Here is a 16,933-nt window from a genome sequence, read left to right as displayed (position 1 = left end):
CGCCCCTTTCGGGAACGACGTTCTCTCGTTGCGAACACTGTACGCAGAAGGAGGTGTGTACGCAAGAGCGCACATCGTTCGCAACGGTCGAGGGGGTGGTGTCAGCCCTTCTTCGCGCCGGTCAGCGCCTCGTCAAGGATCTCGGCGGCGGTGTCGATCTCGTCGTCGGTCACCGTCAGCGGCGGCGCGATCCGCAGGCACGAGCTGAGCCCGCTCCGGTCGCCGCGCACGATGTTCATGCACAGGCCCGCCGTCTCGCACCGCCGCGTCACCTCGTCGCCGAACTCCACCGCGGGCTCCCGCGTGTCCCGGTCGCGGACCAGCTCCACGCCCCACAGCAGCCCCATCCCCCGGACCTCGCCGATCTCCTCGTGCCGTTCGGCCAGCTTCCGCAGGTGCCCGCCGAGGCGCTCGCCGCGCTCCCGCGCCCGCGCCGCCAGGTCCTCCTCCTCGACGACCTCCAGCACCGCCAGCGCGGCCGCCGCCGGGAGCGGGTCGGACTGGTGGGAGGTGTAGTAGAACAGCCCGGCGTCGTAGGCGGCCCGCTCGATCGCCGCCGTGGTCGCCACCGCCCCGATCGGCAGCCCGCCGCCGAGCGTCTTGGACAGCGTCACCAGGTCCGGCGTCACCCCGAACAGGTCCATCGCGAACATCGCGCCGAGCCGCCCGAACCCGGTCTGCGCCTCGTCCAGCACGACCAGCAGGGAACGCTCGTGCGCCAGCTCCACCAGCCGCGCGAAGTACCCCGGCGGCGGCACCAGCACCCCGCCCGCCGACAGCACCGGCTCGGCGATCACCGCCGCCGGGGCCCCCACCGACTGCTGGTCGTACAGCTCGAACCCGACCTCCAGGCAGGTCGTGTCGCAGGTGCCCGCGCAGTGCCGCACCGGGCACCGGTAGGCGTACGGGGCGGGCAGCGCGAAGATCCCCGGCGGTGTCGGCCCGTGCCCGCGCCGCCCTCCCGAGAACGTCAGGGCCTGGCTCCCCGCCGTCATCCCGTGCCAGCTCCGCGTCAGCGCCAGCACCTCGAACCCGCCGGTGGCGAGCTTGGCCATCCGCAGCGCGACCTCGTTCGCCTCCCCGCCGGTGCTGACGAACATCGCCCGGTCCAGGCCCTCCGGCAGCACCCCGACGAGGCGTTCGGCCAGGTCCAGCACGGGCGTGGACAGCATCCGCGAGTTGAGGTGGACGACGTCGCGCAGGGAGCGTTCGACCGCCGCCCGGATGCGGGTGTGGCCGTGCCCGATCGTCGCGCAGATCTGGCCCGAGGTGAAGTCGAGGACGCGCCGCCCCTCCGTGGTCGTCAGCCACGCGCCGTCCGCGCTCTCGATCACCTCCGGCCAGAATCCGCCCGCGTACCGGACCATCAGTTCCACACGTGCGTCCATGCGGTCTTCCCTTCGTGAGCGGCCTCACGGAGGATCGTCGGACGGCGGGATCCGGCCCATCCATCGCAAGATTCCGGCCGAAAACATCGGAGGTTCCCGAACGATGCTCGACCTCCAGCGCCTCCGCCTGCTCACCGAGCTGCACCGGCGGGGCACCGTCACCGCCGTCGGCGAGGCGCTGTCCTACTCGCCCTCGACCGTCTCCCACCAGCTCGCCGCGCTGCAGCGCGAGGCGGGCGTCCCGCTGTTCGAACGCGACGGCCGCGTCCTGCGCCTCACCGAGGCCGCCCACGTCCTGGTCCGGCACGCCGACGTCCTGCTGGACCGCGTCGAGCGCGCCGAGGCGGAGATGGCGGCGGCCGCGGGCGCGGTGACCGGCGTGGTGCGGATCTCGGTGTTCCAGACCGCCACCCGTCTGCTCGCCCCGGTCCTCGCCGACCTGTCGGCCCGCCACCCCGGGCTGCGCGTCGAGACCCGGATCGAGATCGACCAGGCGCTGGGCGCCCTGGAACGCCGCGACTGCGACCTCGCCGTGGTCTGGGAGGACGAGCACGCGCCCCGGCCGCGCCCGGCGGGGCTGGCGTTCGAGGTGCTCCACGAGGAGCACATGCTGCTGGTGCTGCCCGCCGGGCATCCCGCCGCCGCGCTCCCGCACGCCGACATCCCGGCCCTGGAGTCGGCGGTCTGGGCGGGCGGCCCGCCCGGCTTCGGCCACGGCCGCACGATCCAGGACACGTGCCGCAGGTACGGCGGCTTCACCCCCGACCTGCGCCACCACACCGCCGACGAGGCGGCCCTGCTCACCCTCGTCGCCGCGGGCCAGGCCGTGACGCTGCTGCCCGAGCTGGCCCACCCCGAGCGCGCCCCCGGCGTCGTCGTCCGCCGGATCACCGACCCGCCCGTGATCCGCCGCGTTCTCACCGTCACCCGCCGCGCCAGCCTGTCCCGCCCGGCCCTCGCCACCGTCCGCGCCGAACTCGCCCGCGCGGTCCGCCGGGACGGCGCGCCGGACACGGATCCTCCTTGAAAAGACAGGAACGTCCGGATGGTCGTGATCCCGGTGGTCACCTGCGGGTCCGGCTCGCCCCACGGAAGGGGGCAACGCCCCTATAGTCCAGCCTCATGGGTTTTGTAACGGTCCTGGTGATCCTGCTCGCCGGGGTGGTCGTCGTGCTGGAGATCATGATGCTGCGCACCGACAAGCAGCGCCGCGCCGAACTGGCGAAGCTCCGCGACGACCTGGCCGAGCTCACCGGGAACGCGCGCTCGCTCGCCGCCGCCACCGACCTGGCGGCCGTCGAGACCAGGACCGACGAGGAGGCCCGCGCGCTGCGCGCCACGCTGGACGAGACCGCCCGCCGCACCACCGGCGACCTGGACGCCCTGCGCGCCGACGCCGAGACGGCCTCGCGCACCCTGAACACCCTGCGCAAGGAGGTCGCCGACCTCCGCCAGTCCCTCGGCCGCCTGGAGGCCGCCCGCCGCTCCCTCAACGAGCTGCGCGAGACCGCCGCCGCCCACCGCGAGACCCTGGACGACCTCGCCGAACGCGCCACGACCGCCGCCGCCCGCCTCGACGAGCGCGAGACCGCCCACCTGTCGCTGGTCCGCGCCCTGGAGACGACCGAGGCGGAGCTCGCGGCCCTGCGCGCGGCCGTGACCGCCGACTTCGACCAGCGCGCCACCACCGTCCTGCCCGGCCGGATCACCACCACCGACGAGGCCGCGCGCCCCGTCCTCACCGACCTGTACGAGGTCCTGGCCGCCTCCGTCGGGCTGCGCGTCGGCCACACGCCGCCGTCGGGGGACACCCGCTACCTGTTCGGCACGGCCCCCGACCTGGACGAGCGCCTCGACGCCCAGCTCCGCGCGCAGGAACCGTCCCCGGAGCTGGCGGCGCTGCTGGTCGCCGCGTTCCACGCCGCCGACGCCCGCGTCCAGCTCGGCCCGCTGCGGATCGAGCAGCGCGGGGGCCAGCTGCTGGTCGGCGTGCACCCGATCGGCGGCCGGGCGGCGCGCCCGATCGACCTCACCGAATGGGCACGACGCCAGCGCGGCTAGGCACCTCCCACAGCGTCAGCCGCTCCCCGCCCGCCGCCAGGATCTGGCTGCACCGCGGCACGCCGTCGACGACCTCGACGTTCAGCGCGATCCCGGCGTCCTCGTCGACCAGCACGACCTGCCGGACCGCCCGTCCGGTCCGCACCGACCGGGCGGCGGTCCACGGCAGCCCCTCCTGGTAGGTCATCAGGTGGACGACGCTGCGCGCGTACCGCAGCACCGCAGGCCCGTCCACGATCCGCGCCCCGAGGTCGCCCAGCGCGCACCGCAGCACGACCCGGAACTCCGCGCCCCTGCCCGGGACCCGCGCCGGATGGTCGCGCCGCGCCCGCCGCCGCCGCGCGGCGGCGACCGCCTCCTCCCCGAACGCCTGGCACTCGGCCACCAGGTCGTCCAGGGCGCGCTGGAAGCGCTCCTGCTCGTCGCGGCCGCTGAGCCCGTTCAGGACGCGCTCCACGTCGCCGGGGTCCATGCCGAGGGCCGGGGGCAGCAGCAGCGCGACCTGCCGCGCCCGCTCCCCCGACTTCGGCTCCTCCGACAGCGCGGCCAGCGCCGACACCGCCCGCGCCACCGTGAGGATCCGCTCGTCCTCGGGCCGCTCCTCCTCCGCGGGGGGCTCGGCGACGGGCCGTTCGCCCTCCCGCGGCGACCGGACGGGCCGCCGCACGGCCAGCACCTCGTGGAACTCGTCGTCGCCGCCGGAGCGCGGCCGTTCCAGGATCATCGCGTCGTGCGGCGGGCGCTGCCCCGGCGCGAGCCCCGGGACCGGCGACCCGAACCGCGGCCGCCCGTCCTCCCCGTCCGCCAGGGTGAGCGACAGCCACCGCTCCGGGTCGAACGCGACCGGGGCGCCCACCGTCCCCTCGGCGGAGTCGACGATCACCCGCGTCCGCCGCGCCGCGCCCCCCAGCCCCGGCAGCGCCGCGTCCAGCGCCGCCGTCAGCATCAGCCAGGCGACCCGCGGATAGAGGCTGTCGGCGAACCCCACGCGCACGTACGCGGGACCACTCACACGACCACACGGCATGGGCGCCTCCCCAACCGGACGATCTCCACGGTAAACCGGCGGGGCGTTCGGCCACAGGCCCAGAAAACGGCGGTGTCAGCGGTGGGCGTCCGGGTCGGGGCGCGACCCGAACGCCGTCAGGAACCGGTCGCGGAAGTCCCGCATCGACCACACCGGGGCGTCCGGCCCCGGCCTCAGCCCGTCCCGCCAGCCCCAGCCCGCGATCCGGTCCAGCACCTTCCGGTCCCGCGCGACGACGGTGACCGGCACGTCGCGGCCGGCGTTCTCGCCGGTGATGAGCGGGGCGGGCTGGTGGTCGCCGAGGAAGACCAGCACCAGGTCGTCGTCGCCGTGGGTCTCGGCGTAGGAGACGAGGGTGCTCAGCGAGTACTCGATGGAGCGCCGGTACGCGCCGCGCACGTCGGCGGGCATCCGCGCGTCCAGCCCCGCGCCCTGCCCGTTGAACACCGACCCGTCCCCGACCCGCCGCCAGTCGACGACCCCGTTCGGGACGGCCGCCCAGGGCGCGTGGCTGGACACCAGCGCGGTCTCCACCATCACGGGACCGGCGTGGGCGTCCCGCTCGAACCGCTGGACGGCCGACAGCGTGTACTGGTCGGGCATGGTGGCGTAGGCGAAGCGGGGCCCGCGGTATCCGAGGTTCCGGGAGTCGTAGACCTTGCCGTACTCGAAGAACCCGCCCTCCGGCCAGGCCCGCGTGATGGCGGGCATGAACGCGCTGGTCCGCCAGCCCGCCCGCCGGAAGGCCCCGTTGAGCGTCAGCCGGTCGCCGGAGACGAGCGCGCGGTACCGCTGCTGGCTGTCGACCCACACCCCCGACAGCAGCGTGGCGTGCGCGAGCCAGCTCCCGCCCCCGGCCGTGGACGAGGTCAGGAAGGCGCTGCGGGCCCCGACCCCGGCCCTGCGCAGCCGTTCGGTCCCGGCGTCGAGCACGGCCCCGACCCGCCGCGCGTACCGCGGATCCTGGACGGCGCTGCGCCCGTAGCTCTCCACGAAGGCGATCACGACGTCCTTGCCCCGCAGCGCCTCCAGCATCCGGCTCCCCGGAACGCCGCGGAAGGCGTCGGCCTCGGCCTCCCTGGCGAACGCCCGCTTGTCCCGCAGCCCGTCCCGCACCTTGAGCGCGCGCCCGACGGCGAGCCGGGCCGTGTCCCGCGACGCCACCGGGACCCCCGGCACGAACTGCGCGCCGAACACGGTCCCCGCCGTCCACACGGCCCACAGCCCGATCACGACGCGGCCCGCGACGTCGCCGTTCCGCCCGGCGACCCCGGCCACCCGCAACGAGGCCAGGGCCATCAGGACGACGGCGACGATCCCCGCCGCCACCACCGCCACCCCGGCGAACACCCCGCCGTACGAAGCGGTGAAGAACTCCCACCCCGCCCCCACGAAGGCCCAGTCGAGCACGGGGTCCCAGGGCCGCACGAGGACCTCGTGGAACCCCATGTCGAGGACCTTCACCACCAGCACGATCCCGAGGAGCGTTCCACCCAGGACGGCGGCGGCCTTCCGCCAACGCCCCCGCAGCAGGAGCAGCGCCCCGAGCCCGCACACCCCCTCGATGGGCACCCGGACGAACGCCTCGGGAGCGACCCGCCCCACCCGGTTGGGAAGCAGCAGGGCGAACAACACGAACGCGAGGGCCGCCCCGGTGACGACCCACGACACGACCCTCCGCCAACGCCCCGCAGACACCCGGACCCCTCCCCACAGCAGCACACGAAGCCCTACGTCCACCGCCCCCCACCGGGTTCAACAGGGGTGTCGGGGCGCGGAGCGGCTCCGGGCCGCGCGGGCGCACGGGGAACGATCCTTCCAGGCGGCGGCGGAGCTTCACGCCCCGGCTCGCCCGGCTAGCCGAACAGCCCGGTGAGCCAGAGGGCCTCCACCGGGCTGTCGGCGTAGCGGACCCCCTCGACGGGCCGTCCCTTCTCGTCGACGACGCGCCAGCCGCCGAGCTGGACGACGACCGTGCCGTTGCGCCGGGCCAGGGCGAGTTCCGACAGGGTGCCCCAGGAGCCGCCGACGACGATGACGGCGTCCCCGGCCAGGGCGATGACGGCGTTGCGCGCCTCCCCCATCCCCGTGGGGATGGCCACGGTGAGGTAGGGGGTGGCGCCTCCCCGGGTGGGGCCGGACAGGACCCCGACCACCAGCCCGCCCACCGAGGACGCGCCCTCGGCCGCGGCCTCCATGACCCCGCCGTAGCCCCCGCAGATGACGGCCGCGCCCCGTTCGCCCAGCAACCGCCCGATTTCTCGGGCGTTGGCGACGTCCTGCGGCGCGGCCTCGCGAGGGCCGCACACCGAAACCTGGATCATCCGAACCTCCTCCGCCGTGCACCGCCACCGCCAGGGCATCATGCAGGCACGGCGGGCCGGGCGGGAAGGCGTCGGACACGCCGGGGCCCGAAGTCCGGCTCAGCGGGGTCTCACCTTCCGGCGGCCGCGCGCTCGGCGGCGTCGGGCCGGACCGGGGCGGGCTCGGCGCGCCTCGCCCCGACCCCGGCCGCCCCGAGGGCGACCGCGATGAAGACGATCTGCTCGGGGATCCGGAACCACAGCGGGGTGGCGGGATCCCCGTTCAGGGGCACGTCCGCCAGGGCGGCGTGGATGTTGGCCGGGAGCATCAGCACGAAGAGGACGGCGAGGCCGACCCCGGCGGCGAGGCGCGTCCGCGCCACCACGAGCCCCAGCGCGCCGAGGAGTTCGAGCACGCCGGTGGCGTAGACCGCCAGGTGGGGGAACGGCACGAACGGGGGGACCATCGTGACCATGTCGTCGTGACCGGGCATCACGGTGACGCTGTCGGGGACGAAGTGTGCGGCCCCGGTGAACACCAGCATGAGCGCCAGCCCGTGCCCGGCCGCCACGCGCCAGTCGGCGAAGCGGCGGACGCCCAGCGCCCCCAGCAGGCGGAACCCCAGCAGGGGACCCAGCAGCAACATCAGAGTGTCGAACATGGTCACCCTCTCCCTCGCGAGAGGCCGGGTCTGCCGCCTCCGCATCTTGTCGATGGAAAGATTGAGCCACGCAAAACTAGTCACTGTCAAGTTCTGGCGGGAGTTCCTCCGCGGCGACCGCGATGAACTGCTGGGTCTCTTCGATGGATTGACTATGCTCGGGCCATGAAACGCACGTCGTTCTCCCACTGGCCGTGCTCGATCGCCCGGACGATGGACCTGCTCGGCGACTGGTGGACCCCGCTGGTGCTGCGGGAGGCCTACTACGGCGTGCGGCGGTTCGACGAGTTCCAGAAGGGCCTCGGCATCGCCCGCAACACCCTGTCCGACCGCCTGCGGCGCCTGACCGAGGCGGGGATGCTGGAGCGGCGGCGGTACGAGACCCAGCCGGTCCGCCACGAGTACGTGCTGACCGAGTCGGGCCGCGACTTCTACGGCGTCGTCGCCGCGATGAGCCGGTGGGGCGACCGGTGGCTGTCCGGCGAGGACGGCCCCCCGGTGCTCTTCCACCACCGCCCCTGCGGCCACGACGCCGCCGCCGAGGTGGTCTGCTCCCACTGCCGCGCGCCCCTGCGCGTGGAGGACGTCGCCCCGCGCCCCGGTCCCGGCTACCCCGACGGGCTGCTGAGCCGCCCGGACGTCCGCGACCGCTTCGGTCTCGACGCCCCGCCCGACGACCGGACGGCCTGAGGGGGACCGGTCAGGTCCCCACCGCGGGGCAGCGGGTGCCGCGCGGCGGGACCGCCAGCTCGACGAGGTAGCGGTCGACCGCGTTCTCCATGCACGGGCCGCTGGTGACGCTGCCGTGGCCCGCGCCCTCGTAGGTCAGCAGCACGCCCTGGCGGCCGAGCTGCCGCGCCACCGAGACCGCCCACGGGTAGCCGGTGGCGGGGTCGTGCACCGCGTTCGACACCAGGATCGGCGGGGCGCCGCGCACCTTGAGGCGGTGCTGCGGGTCGTCCGCGGGCTGGCCCAGGCACGCCGCCACCACGTGGAGCGGCATCAGGTACGGCATGTCCGGCGCGACCCTGTCCATCTCCCGCACGATCGAGGCGTACTCGCGGTGGTCGCGCACCGGCAGGCGCCAGTCCGAGCAGAAGACCGGGACGGTCATCGGGATCGGCGCGGGCGCGGTGGCCGACGGCGGCAGCGGCGCGCTCGCCTCCATCCCGGCGACGGTCCTGGCCAGGCCCGCGTAGTCGGCCTTGTAGAACGACCGGAAGGCGATCAGGTTCACCAGGTCCATCGGCGACAGGGAGGTGCCGCGCCGGCCCGGGTTCTCCAGCTCGCCGCGTTCGGCGCGGGCCAGCAGGCCCCGCCAGACCGCCCGCACGTCACGGCCGTGCAGCGCGCAGTCCGCCGTGCGGCCGCACCACTTCACGAACTCCTCGAACGAGTCCTGCGCCGCGGCCCCCTGCGCCCTCAGGAACCCGCGGGCCGTGGGGACGCTGTGGTCGATCACGCTCTCCAGCACCATCGCGCGGATCCGGCGCGGGTAGGTCTCGGCGTACTGCGCCCCGAGCATCGTGCCGTACGAGCTGCCGTGGAAGGTCAGCTTCTCCTCGCCGAGCGCGGCCCGGACGGCGTCCAGGTCCCGGACGGTGTTCCCGGTGTCCAGGTGGTCGAACACCGGGCCGCTGCGCGCGCGGCAGTCCGCGCGGAGCCGCCGGTTGTACTCCACGGTGCGGTCGAAGTCCGCCTGGCCGTTCATCCTGGGCGACGGCCGCTGGGCCAGCAGCTCGCCGGAGCACACCACCGCGTCGCTGCCGCCCACGCCGCGCGGGTCGAAGCTGACGACGTCGAACCGGCGGAGGACCTCGGGGCTGAACCGCTGGATCCCGGTCACCACCCTGCTGACGCCCGAGTCGCCGGGCCCGCCGGGCCCGAAGACCAGTGAACCGACGCGCGCGCCCGGATCGGCGGCCCTGCGGCGGGCCAGCGCCAGGGCGAACCTCGGCCCGTCCGGGCGGGCCCAGTCGACCGGCAGCCAGAGATCGGCGCACTCGGCCCCCGGATACCTCGGATCGCACGGAGCCCACCGCAGCTCCTGGGCGGCGGCCGGCGCCGCCTGCCGGGGGGAGGGGGCGGTGAAGCCGCTGACGGCGCCGGCGACCATGGCGACCCCCGCCGCCACGGCCGCGCCGCGCACCACCAGATTTCTTCGAAAAGGCATGGGCTGTCCCTTCAGGACCAACGTGCCGGTGAGGCGACCGGAGCCGCCGGAATATCGATCACGTTAGGTCCGCGCCCGCCCTTCCGAGGCCCCTCCCAGGGGAGGTTCAGGGTCGGCTCAGGGCCGCGTCAGGGTCGTCCGTTCAGCCGATGAAGCGGAAGTCGGGGTGCCGGGGGGAGGGGCGGTCGAGGACCGGACGGTGCCGGCCGCGCAGCGTCCGGTCGAAGAACGCCGTGACGTAGGCCCGCGTCGAGGCGGTCATCCGCTGGGGATCGACCGTCCCGATCAGGGCGGCGCGGTCCCGTTCGGGGATGTCGAGCCTCTCGTCCAGCGCCGGGAGGACGGCCTGGACGTCGGTGTAGGAGTAGTGGCCCGCGGCGGGCGCGTTGAGGTCGCGCTTCCAGCCGGTCGAACGCTTCCAGAACGACCCCCAGGACGGCGAGGTCAGGTGCGTCTGCGGCGTCCCGCCGGTCGCCGCGCCCATCAGCAGGAACGGCCGGTCGAGGCCGGTGCGGGCCACCTGGACGAGGTCGCCGTCCGCGTACTGCAGGGTGCCGTCCATGTCGACCCCCGCGTCCAGGCGCCGGTCGACGCGCATGGTCTCGGCCGCCTGGATCCCGCCGGCCGAATGCCCGACCATGCCCACCCGGGACAGGTCGAGCAGCCGTCCCAGCCCGCGGGGCAGGCGGCGGTCCCCGGCGTCGGGGTTGCGGCCGCGCCGCAGGTCGGCCAGCCGGTCCAGGACGAAGCGGGTGTCCCTGACGCGGGTGTCGAGCGCGGTCCTCAGCCGCGCCGGGCCCTGCTCGGGCAGGCGCTGGACCTCGACCCGCCCGCCGGGGAACTCCACCGGCGCCGTCTCGTAGGTGTGGTCCATGGTGACGACCACGTACCCGCGGCTGACCAGCTCCTCGGCGACCGTCGTGCCGAGGGCGCGGGGAACGCCGAAGCCGGGGGAGTACAGGACGACCGGCCGCGCGCCGCGCCGGACGTCGGCCGGGGCGGTCTCGGCGGCGTGGGCGCGCGCGCCCGCCCAGTCGACCGTTCCCGCCTTGAACACGCCGAGCGCGTCGGCCTGGGCGAGCGTCCGGGCGACGCCGGGACGCAGGTACGGCGCGGTCCGGCCGGACGGCGCCGCCGCCGGGTACCAGACGCTGGCCATCAGCTCGCGGGTCCGGCCCGGCACCCAGGGGTCGGGGCGGCCCCGGTCCACCAGGTGCAGTTCGGTCGTCCCGATGGCCTGGTGCGGGCCGGTCGGGCGCGGCAGGGCGAACCCCGCCGGGGCGGCGGCCGTCCTCACCACCGGAACGGACGTGCCGCACGCGGCCAGGGCCAGGACGCCCGCGGCGGCGAGCGCGGGGAGAAGCACAGGTGATCGCATGCGGACCACCCTCGACGGCCCGGCGCCTCCGCGCCATGGCCGTAAGAAAGCCGCCCACCCCGACCTTCGTCGGGGCGGGCGGCGGAAGCGTGTGGACCGGTGTGCGGGTCGCCTCTCGGCGAGTGGCACGACGCGGCTCCAGCCGGACGGTGTTCCGCGAAGGCGTCAGGTGAGGCCCGGGGACACCAGGCACACCAGCCATCAGGGGTGACCGCGCGGCCCGCGTCGTTGTTCCCGAGCCGAGCGGCGGCGGCACGGGGCCGGGCCCCGCGCCGCCGCTCAGGCCCGGTTACCGATGGGTGCCGTGGCCCCGTCGCCGGAACGCGGCGACGGCGGCGACACCGACGACGGCCAGGCCGATCTGGAAGACCAGCTCGATCCAGTCGATGCCGTCGGTGGTGGCGACGCCGACCGACTGGGCGATCGCGGTGCCGAGCAGCGCGGCCACGATGCCGATACCGATGGTCAGCAGGATGCCGATGGGCTGCCGCCCCGGCAGCGCCAGCCGTCCGAGCGCGCCGATGATCGCACCGATGACGATCGCGGTGATGATCCCGGTAACAGTCATCTCCGTCCTCCTCACGAAGGTTACGCCGCCTCTATGCCCAAATAAGCGGGCCTACACCTTCGGCGGGTCCGGACGGCGGGGAAGGGCGCGTTCAGCCGAGCGCGTCGAGGGCGGCGAGGACGTCGGCGGGCTCGGCGCGGGTGGTGTAGTCGGTGGTGACGAAGGCCCAGCGGATCACGCCGTCGCGGTCGATGACGTAGGTCGCGGGCAGGGGCAGCGTGCGGGCGTGCCCGGCGTTGGAGCGGCGCAGGTCGATGCCGAGGCCGTCGTAGACGGCGGCCAGGTCGTCCGGCAGGTCGAAGGCGAGACCGTACCGCTTGGCGACGTCGCAGCCCAGGTCGCTCAGCACGTCGAAGCCCAGCCCGTGCTTCTCGGTCAGGGACAGGGACTCGTCGGGGACCTGCGGGGAGACGGCGACCAGGCGGGCCCCACGGGCGGTGATGTCGTCGTGGTGCCGTTGCAGGGAGCGCAGGGCGATGTTGCAGTAGGGGCACCAGGCGCCGCGGTAGAAGGTCAGCACCACCGGCCCCTGCGCGAGCAACTCGTCCAGGGCGACGGTCCGTCCGGTGGCCGAGGGGAGGGCGAAGGACGGGGCCGTGGCGCCCGCGTTCAGGGCGCGGCCGGCCTGGCCGGACTCCTCCTGCTCGCGGGCCGCCCGCCGCATCACGGCGCGGATGTCGGCGGGGATCTGCTTCTGGCGGCTCTCGTAGAAGGCGCGCAGCTCGGCGTTGACGCTCACGGGGGTCCTCTCGCCACAATTCTTGGAACGACCGTTTCAAGATAGACGCGGTCGCGTCCCCGTGGCCACCCCCGGAGCGGAGTATCTTGGAATCTTCATTTCAAGATGACGGGGTGGACCATGCCGGACGTCAAGCATTTCGATCCGGACGCGGCCCTGGAGACGGTGGTGCGGCTGTTCTGGCGGCAGGGCGCCGCCACGACCGGCGTCCAGGACATCGTGAACGCGACCGGGCTCAACCGCTCCAGCCTGTACGCCACCTTCGGCGGCAAGCAGCAGCTCTACCGCGCCGCGCTGGAGCGCTACGTGCAGAGCCGCTCCCGTCCGGCCCTGGAACGGCTCGCCGGGGACGACCGCGGGCTGCCCGCCGTCACCGACTTCTTCACCGCGCTGATCGAGGCGCGCTGCACGGGCGAGCACGCCCGGTGGGGCTGCATGGTCTCCAACGCCCACGCGGGCGCCGAGAACGGCGACCCCGAGGTCCAGGCCGTCCTCGACCGGCAGCACCAGGGGTTGCGCGACGCCCTGCGCGCGGCGCTCCTCACCGCCCGCGACCGGGGCCAGCTCGCCGCCGGGGCCGATCCGGAGTCCGCCGCCGAGGTCCTGGCCCTGCTGGCGCACGGGGTGAACCTGCGTTCCCGCGCCGGAGCCGACGCCCGGCGGCTGCGCGCAAGCGTCGCGGCGGCGATCGACGCGGTGACCGGCCGAACCGGCCCGATCACCGACCAGCCGTGAGGACGCGTTCGGCGACCTGGCGGGAGTCGTGCAGGGCGCTCCCGGAGACCGCTCGCGCCAGCAGGGGCCGCGGCGCCGACCCGGGGTCGGCGAAACCGGCGGGGTCAAGCAGGACGAGGGAGGCGGCACGCCCTGACGCGGCGAGGTCCCGGACCGCCCTACCGGCCCGGGACCTCGCCGTACAGCGGGTCAGACGGTGGCTCCGACCACCAGGGTGGCCACGACCGGAACCAGGTACAGCACCGGGAAGGCCACGGTCTTGTACGACCGCGCCCGCAGCACGGTGACGACGGCGCCCAGGAAGTAGGCCACCAGGCCGACCCCGGCCGCCACGCCGATCGCGGGCACCGCCAGCCCGGCCAGCAGGCCGACCGCACCGGCGGCCTTGGCCGCGCCCAGCCACGTCCACCAGGTCTGGGGCACCCCGTAGGCGATCAGGGGCTGGACCACGAAGTCGGCGCGGCGCAGCAGCGAGAAGCCGGAGAACCCGACCCAGGCGGCGGTCAGAACGGTGACGACGGCGAGCGTGGCGGACATCGGGGCCTCCCGGCGGCTGGTGGAACTCGTTCACTGCCCTGACGGACCCCGCCCGGCGAATGTGACCGGACCGCCCCGAAGTTTTTCCGTCGGGGTCAGATGACCTCCAGGTTGGCCATCATCCCCATGTCCTCGTGCTCGGCGTTGTGGCAGTGGAACAGGTAGCGGCCGCGGTAGCCGTCGAACCGGGTGATGATCTCCGCCGACTCGCCCGGCCGCAGGGAGATCGTGTCCTTGAGGCCCGCGTCGTGGGGCAGCGGAGGCCGCCCGCCGCGCGACAGCACCCGGAAGCCGACCAGGTGCAGGTGCACGGGATGGTGGACGTCGGCGACCAGCCGCCACACCTCGACGTCGTCGAGGCGGACGGTGACGTCGGAGCGGGCCGGGTCGAACGGCAGCCCGCCGATCAGCCACCCGTGGCCGCCGTGCATCCGTCCGGCGCGGAAGGAGAACTCGCGCACCCGGACGGCGTCCGACCGCCGCCAGACCGGCAGGTCGTCCGACAGGACGCGCGGGACGCGGCTGTCGTCGGCGACCCTGCGGGCGACCCGGAAGGCCATCACGTCGCGGGTGCGCCCGGAGCCCAGCCGGTTGACGAGCCGGACCCGGCCGCCGACCGGAACGGACGAGAAGTCGACGACCACGTCGTAGCGTTCGGCCGGGGCCATCGGCAGCCGCCGGTGGGTGACCGGCGCGGCGAGCAGCCCCTGGTCGGCGCCGACCTGGACGAGGGCGAGCGGACGTCCGTCGTCGGTGACCGCCTCCAGCTCGTAGTGCCGGGCGTTCGAGCCGTTCAGGATGCGCAGCCGGTACCGGGCCGCGTCGACCTCGTGCACCGGCCACGGGGCGCCGTTGACCAGGATCACGTCACCGAGGACCCCCGCGAGATAGGGCTCGCGGACGCCCGGCCGGCGCCGCAGCGCCGGATCGAGGGCGGGGTAGACGAGGCTCCCGTCGTCGGCGAACGCCCGATCGGCGATCATGAGGGGCAGCTCGCGCCGCCCGGCGGGCAGGCCGAGCGCCTCCTCGGCGTCGTCGCGCACGATCTGCAGCCCGGCCAGGCCGCGCCAGATCGCGGGAGCGGTGAAGTCCATCCGGTGGTCGTGGTACCACAGCATCGTCGGCCGCTGGTCCAGCGGGAACGTGTAGTCCCGCGTCCGCCTGGTCACCACCGCCCGGGGGTCGTGCATCCCATGGCCGCCGTGGGCGTGGCCGTCCACCCACCCGTCGGGCAGGACCAGATCGGTCGGATAACCGTCGGAATCGGCCCGGGTCCGGCCACCGTGCAGGTGCACGACGGTCGGCACGGGCAGCTCGTTGCGGTGCGTCACGATGACCGGCCGTCCCCGCCGCGACTCGATCGTCGGCCCGGGGAAGGTGCCCTCGTACGTCCACAGCGGCGTCCGGACACCGGGCAGGATCTCCGCCGCCGCCTCGCGCTGGGTGATCTCGTAACGGTCGGCCCCGCCCGCGGTGCCGACCGGCTTCAGCACGGCGGGAACCGGCAGCGGCACCTGGAACGGGGGCGGCAGCGGCACGGCGCTGCGCAGTTCGGCGCCGGTGTGCGACGGGCGGCGGGCCAGCGCGGCCGAGGTCGAGACCCCGGCGAACGCCACCGTCCCGAGGGCCCCGCCGATGCCCAGCACCCGCCGCCGCGTCACTCCCCGGACCGGGGCGGCCTCGCGTCCGCTCATCGCCGGGGCTCCTTCGCGGACCGTCCGAGGGGCTGCCGCCACACGTCGATGAACATCACGGTGAGCCCGACGATGGTCAGCACCCCCAGCGGGAAGTGCAGCCACAGCGCGCCCTCCATCCCGGCGAAGTACTGCACCGTCTCGGCCGCCACCAGGACCAGCGTGGCGAAGAACGGCCAGGCCCGGCGCAACCGCACCCAGACCACGACCGCCACGACCACCTGCAGATAACCGATGGAGGTGACAACGTTCGCGCCGGTCAGATGCCAGCGCAGGCCGTCGTAGTCACCGCTCAGGAACACACCGGCGAACACCGGCTGCCCGACCCCCGCTATCGCGTGCGCGCTCACGACGGCCCGCAGCACCCACCCACTGGCTCTCGTCCGGCGCCCGGCGCGCACCGGCACGGACCTGTCGGCTGCGATGACCATGGCGTCCTCCCCACTACTGATCCATCGACGCCTCCAAGCTATGCCTCACCCGCTATCTTGTCTAAGATCAATATGGCTATGAAGTTATGATCCTGCGGACATGACGGATCCACCGAAGGAAAACCGACGATCATGGACCTGCACACGCTCAGGCAGTTCCTGGTGGTGGCGCGCCTGGAGCACCTCAGCCGCGCGGCCGAGGAGCTCCGCGTCGCCCAGCCGTCCCTGAGCCGCACGATCGCCCGGCTGGAGAACGAACTCGGCACCCCCCTGTTCGACCGGGCGGGCAGGCTCCGCCTGAACGAGGCGGGCAGGCTCTTCCGCGGCTACGTCGAACGTTCCCTCGGCGAACTCGACGCGGGACGGCGGGCCGTGGCCGAATCCACCGGCGAGGGGTTCGGCACCGTGAGACTGGCGTCGGAGACCTTCCTGACGTTCACCGGGCCGCTCGCGGCGTACAAGCGCGCCCACCCCGGCATCGAGGTCGAACTCCACCAGATGCCGGCCGCGGAGATGGCCCGCGCCCTGCGGGCCCAGGAGATCGACCTCTGCGTCGCCTCCCAGCCGATCCCCGCCGACGACCTGGAATCGATCCGACTCTTCGACGATCCGGTGGGAGTGGGCACCTCGCACGACCACCCCCTGGCGGGCCGCCCATCGGTGAGCGTCGACGACCTCGCCGACGAGTCCTTCATCTCCGCGAGCAGGGGACACTGGCAACGGCGGCTGCTCGACCGCCTCTTCGCCACCCGGAACCTCACCCCGAAGATCATCTGCGAGGTCGACGAACTCAGCGCCATCGCCGAACTGATCGGCGCGGGCCTCGGCATCGGCCTCGTCCCCGGCATGGCCCGGAACACCGCCACCCGCCTCCCCGGCACCTGGATCCCCGTAGACCACCCCGACTGCCGCCGCACGGTGACCCTGTCCCGATGGACCGGCGCCCACCCCTCAACAGCCACCCGCCTAATGCAAACCACGATCACCACTTGGAACTGGACCTCAAAGAACAACGGCCCCGCAGTACGACACGAATAGCTGTCGGGCCCACCTCCCCAGACACCCGGCACACCAAGCAACCCTCGCGGCCCACATCCCGCTGGAGAACGTGTAATTCATTAACGTCTGCCTCCGTGCCGCCCCGCTGATGTCGATGGGGTGGCGGAGATCGGATGCTCCCGGCGAGCCCGTCAAGGGTGGTGCGGATGTTCTCCGGGGGTTGTTTCCGGCGGTCGAC

At 74.2% G+C, this 16,933-nt stretch carries 17 protein-coding genes; 5 read left to right on the top strand and 12 right to left on the bottom strand.

The window, feature by feature from the left end; genetic code table 11:
- Positions 1-101 precede the first annotated feature (101 nt).
- Complete coding sequence (locus tag HNR61_RS28950; protein ID WP_182846326.1) at positions 102-1,388, bottom strand: aspartate aminotransferase family protein; 1,287 nt, start codon at positions 1,386-1,388, stop codon at positions 102-104.
- 103 nt (positions 1,389-1,491) lie between these two features.
- Between HNR61_RS28950 and HNR61_RS28945 the strand changes: the two genes are divergently transcribed.
- The gene (locus HNR61_RS28945; RefSeq protein WP_182846325.1) at positions 1,492-2,415 is read left to right on the top strand and encodes a LysR family transcriptional regulator; all 924 of its coding nucleotides are present in this window, start codon (positions 1,492-1,494) and stop codon (positions 2,413-2,415) included.
- Between the two features lie 95 nt (positions 2,416-2,510).
- The gene (locus HNR61_RS28940; protein ID WP_182846324.1) at positions 2,511-3,449 is read left to right on the top strand and encodes a hypothetical protein; all 939 of its coding nucleotides are present in this window, start codon (positions 2,511-2,513) and stop codon (positions 3,447-3,449) included.
- On the opposite strand, the gene HNR61_RS28935 is transcribed toward HNR61_RS28940, so the two are convergent.
- The 4 genes from HNR61_RS28935 to HNR61_RS28920 form a co-directional block, all read right to left on the bottom strand.
- Positions 3,418-4,461 (bottom strand): hypothetical protein, encoded by a 1,044-nt coding sequence (locus tag HNR61_RS28935; RefSeq protein ID WP_182846323.1) that lies wholly within the window; start codon positions 4,459-4,461, stop codon positions 3,418-3,420. The genes HNR61_RS28940 and HNR61_RS28935 overlap by 32 nt on opposite strands.
- A 90-nt stretch (positions 4,462-4,551) precedes the next feature.
- Positions 4,552-6,174 (bottom strand): alkaline phosphatase family protein, encoded by a 1,623-nt coding sequence (locus HNR61_RS28930; RefSeq protein WP_182846322.1) that lies wholly within the window; start codon positions 6,172-6,174, stop codon positions 4,552-4,554.
- Positions 6,175-6,332: 158 nt separating this feature from the next.
- The gene (locus tag HNR61_RS28925; protein WP_182846321.1) at positions 6,333-6,800 is read right to left on the bottom strand and encodes an SLOG cluster 4 domain-containing protein; all 468 of its coding nucleotides are present in this window, start codon (positions 6,798-6,800) and stop codon (positions 6,333-6,335) included.
- A 110-nt stretch (positions 6,801-6,910) separates the two neighbouring features.
- Positions 6,911-7,441, bottom strand: a complete 531-nt coding sequence (locus HNR61_RS28920) for a DoxX family protein (RefSeq protein WP_182846320.1) — start codon at positions 7,439-7,441, stop codon at positions 6,911-6,913.
- Positions 7,442-7,606: 165 nt separating this feature from the next.
- Here HNR61_RS28920 and HNR61_RS28915 point away from each other — a divergent pair, with 165 nt between their 5' ends.
- Positions 7,607-8,131 carry a winged helix-turn-helix transcriptional regulator gene (locus HNR61_RS28915; protein WP_182846319.1) on the top strand — a complete coding sequence of 175 codons (525 nt, stop codon included), beginning with the start codon at positions 7,607-7,609 and terminating at the stop codon, positions 8,129-8,131.
- A 10-nt stretch (positions 8,132-8,141) separates the two neighbouring features.
- Here HNR61_RS28915 and HNR61_RS28910 read toward each other — a convergent pair whose 3' ends face one another.
- The 4 genes from HNR61_RS28910 to HNR61_RS28895 all read right to left on the bottom strand — a co-directional run bounded on the left by HNR61_RS28910 (position 8,142) and on the right by HNR61_RS28895 (position 12,299).
- Positions 8,142-9,614 carry an alpha/beta hydrolase gene (locus tag HNR61_RS28910; RefSeq protein ID WP_182846318.1) on the bottom strand — a complete coding sequence of 491 codons (1,473 nt, stop codon included), beginning with the start codon at positions 9,612-9,614 and terminating at the stop codon, positions 8,142-8,144.
- A gap of 142 nt (positions 9,615-9,756) precedes the next feature.
- Complete coding sequence (locus HNR61_RS28905; protein ID WP_182846317.1) at positions 9,757-10,992, bottom strand: alpha/beta hydrolase family protein; 1,236 nt, start codon at positions 10,990-10,992, stop codon at positions 9,757-9,759.
- A gap of 289 nt (positions 10,993-11,281) precedes the next feature.
- Positions 11,282-11,560 carry a GlsB/YeaQ/YmgE family stress response membrane protein gene (locus HNR61_RS28900; protein WP_067821582.1) on the bottom strand — a complete coding sequence of 93 codons (279 nt, stop codon included), beginning with the start codon at positions 11,558-11,560 and terminating at the stop codon, positions 11,282-11,284.
- 91 nt (positions 11,561-11,651) lie between these two features.
- Positions 11,652-12,299 carry a peroxiredoxin-like family protein gene (locus tag HNR61_RS28895; RefSeq protein ID WP_182846316.1) on the bottom strand — a complete coding sequence of 216 codons (648 nt, stop codon included), beginning with the start codon at positions 12,297-12,299 and terminating at the stop codon, positions 11,652-11,654.
- 105 nt (positions 12,300-12,404) lie between these two features.
- On the opposite strand from HNR61_RS28895, the gene HNR61_RS28890 reads away from it, so the two are divergent.
- The gene (locus tag HNR61_RS28890) at positions 12,405-13,034 is read left to right on the top strand and encodes a TetR/AcrR family transcriptional regulator (protein WP_220509905.1); all 630 of its coding nucleotides are present in this window, start codon (positions 12,405-12,407) and stop codon (positions 13,032-13,034) included.
- 189 nt (positions 13,035-13,223) lie between these two features.
- Here HNR61_RS28890 and HNR61_RS28885 read toward each other — a convergent pair whose 3' ends face one another.
- The 3 genes from HNR61_RS28885 to HNR61_RS28875 all read right to left on the bottom strand — a co-directional run bounded on the left by HNR61_RS28885 (position 13,224) and on the right by HNR61_RS28875 (position 15,696).
- Positions 13,224-13,571, bottom strand: a complete 348-nt coding sequence (locus HNR61_RS28885; protein ID WP_182846315.1) for a DoxX family protein — start codon at positions 13,569-13,571, stop codon at positions 13,224-13,226.
- Between the two features lie 95 nt (positions 13,572-13,666).
- Positions 13,667-15,265 (bottom strand): multicopper oxidase family protein, encoded by a 1,599-nt coding sequence (locus tag HNR61_RS28880; RefSeq protein ID WP_182846314.1) that lies wholly within the window; start codon positions 15,263-15,265, stop codon positions 13,667-13,669.
- Positions 15,262-15,696, bottom strand: a complete 435-nt coding sequence (locus HNR61_RS28875) for a hypothetical protein (protein ID WP_220509904.1) — start codon at positions 15,694-15,696, stop codon at positions 15,262-15,264. Before HNR61_RS28875 ends, HNR61_RS28880 begins: the two co-directional genes overlap by 4 nt.
- Before the next feature lie 132 nt (positions 15,697-15,828).
- On the opposite strand from HNR61_RS28875, the gene HNR61_RS28870 reads away from it, so the two are divergent.
- Complete coding sequence (locus HNR61_RS28870) at positions 15,829-16,734, top strand: LysR substrate-binding domain-containing protein (protein ID WP_182846313.1); 906 nt, start codon at positions 15,829-15,831, stop codon at positions 16,732-16,734.
- Positions 16,735-16,933: the final 199 nt, after the last annotated feature.

Source organism: Actinomadura kijaniata (assembly GCF_014138665.1).
GTDB lineage: Bacteria > Actinomycetota > Actinomycetes > Streptosporangiales > Streptosporangiaceae > Spirillospora > Spirillospora kijaniata.
This window is presented reverse-complemented; position numbering and strand designations above follow the sequence as displayed.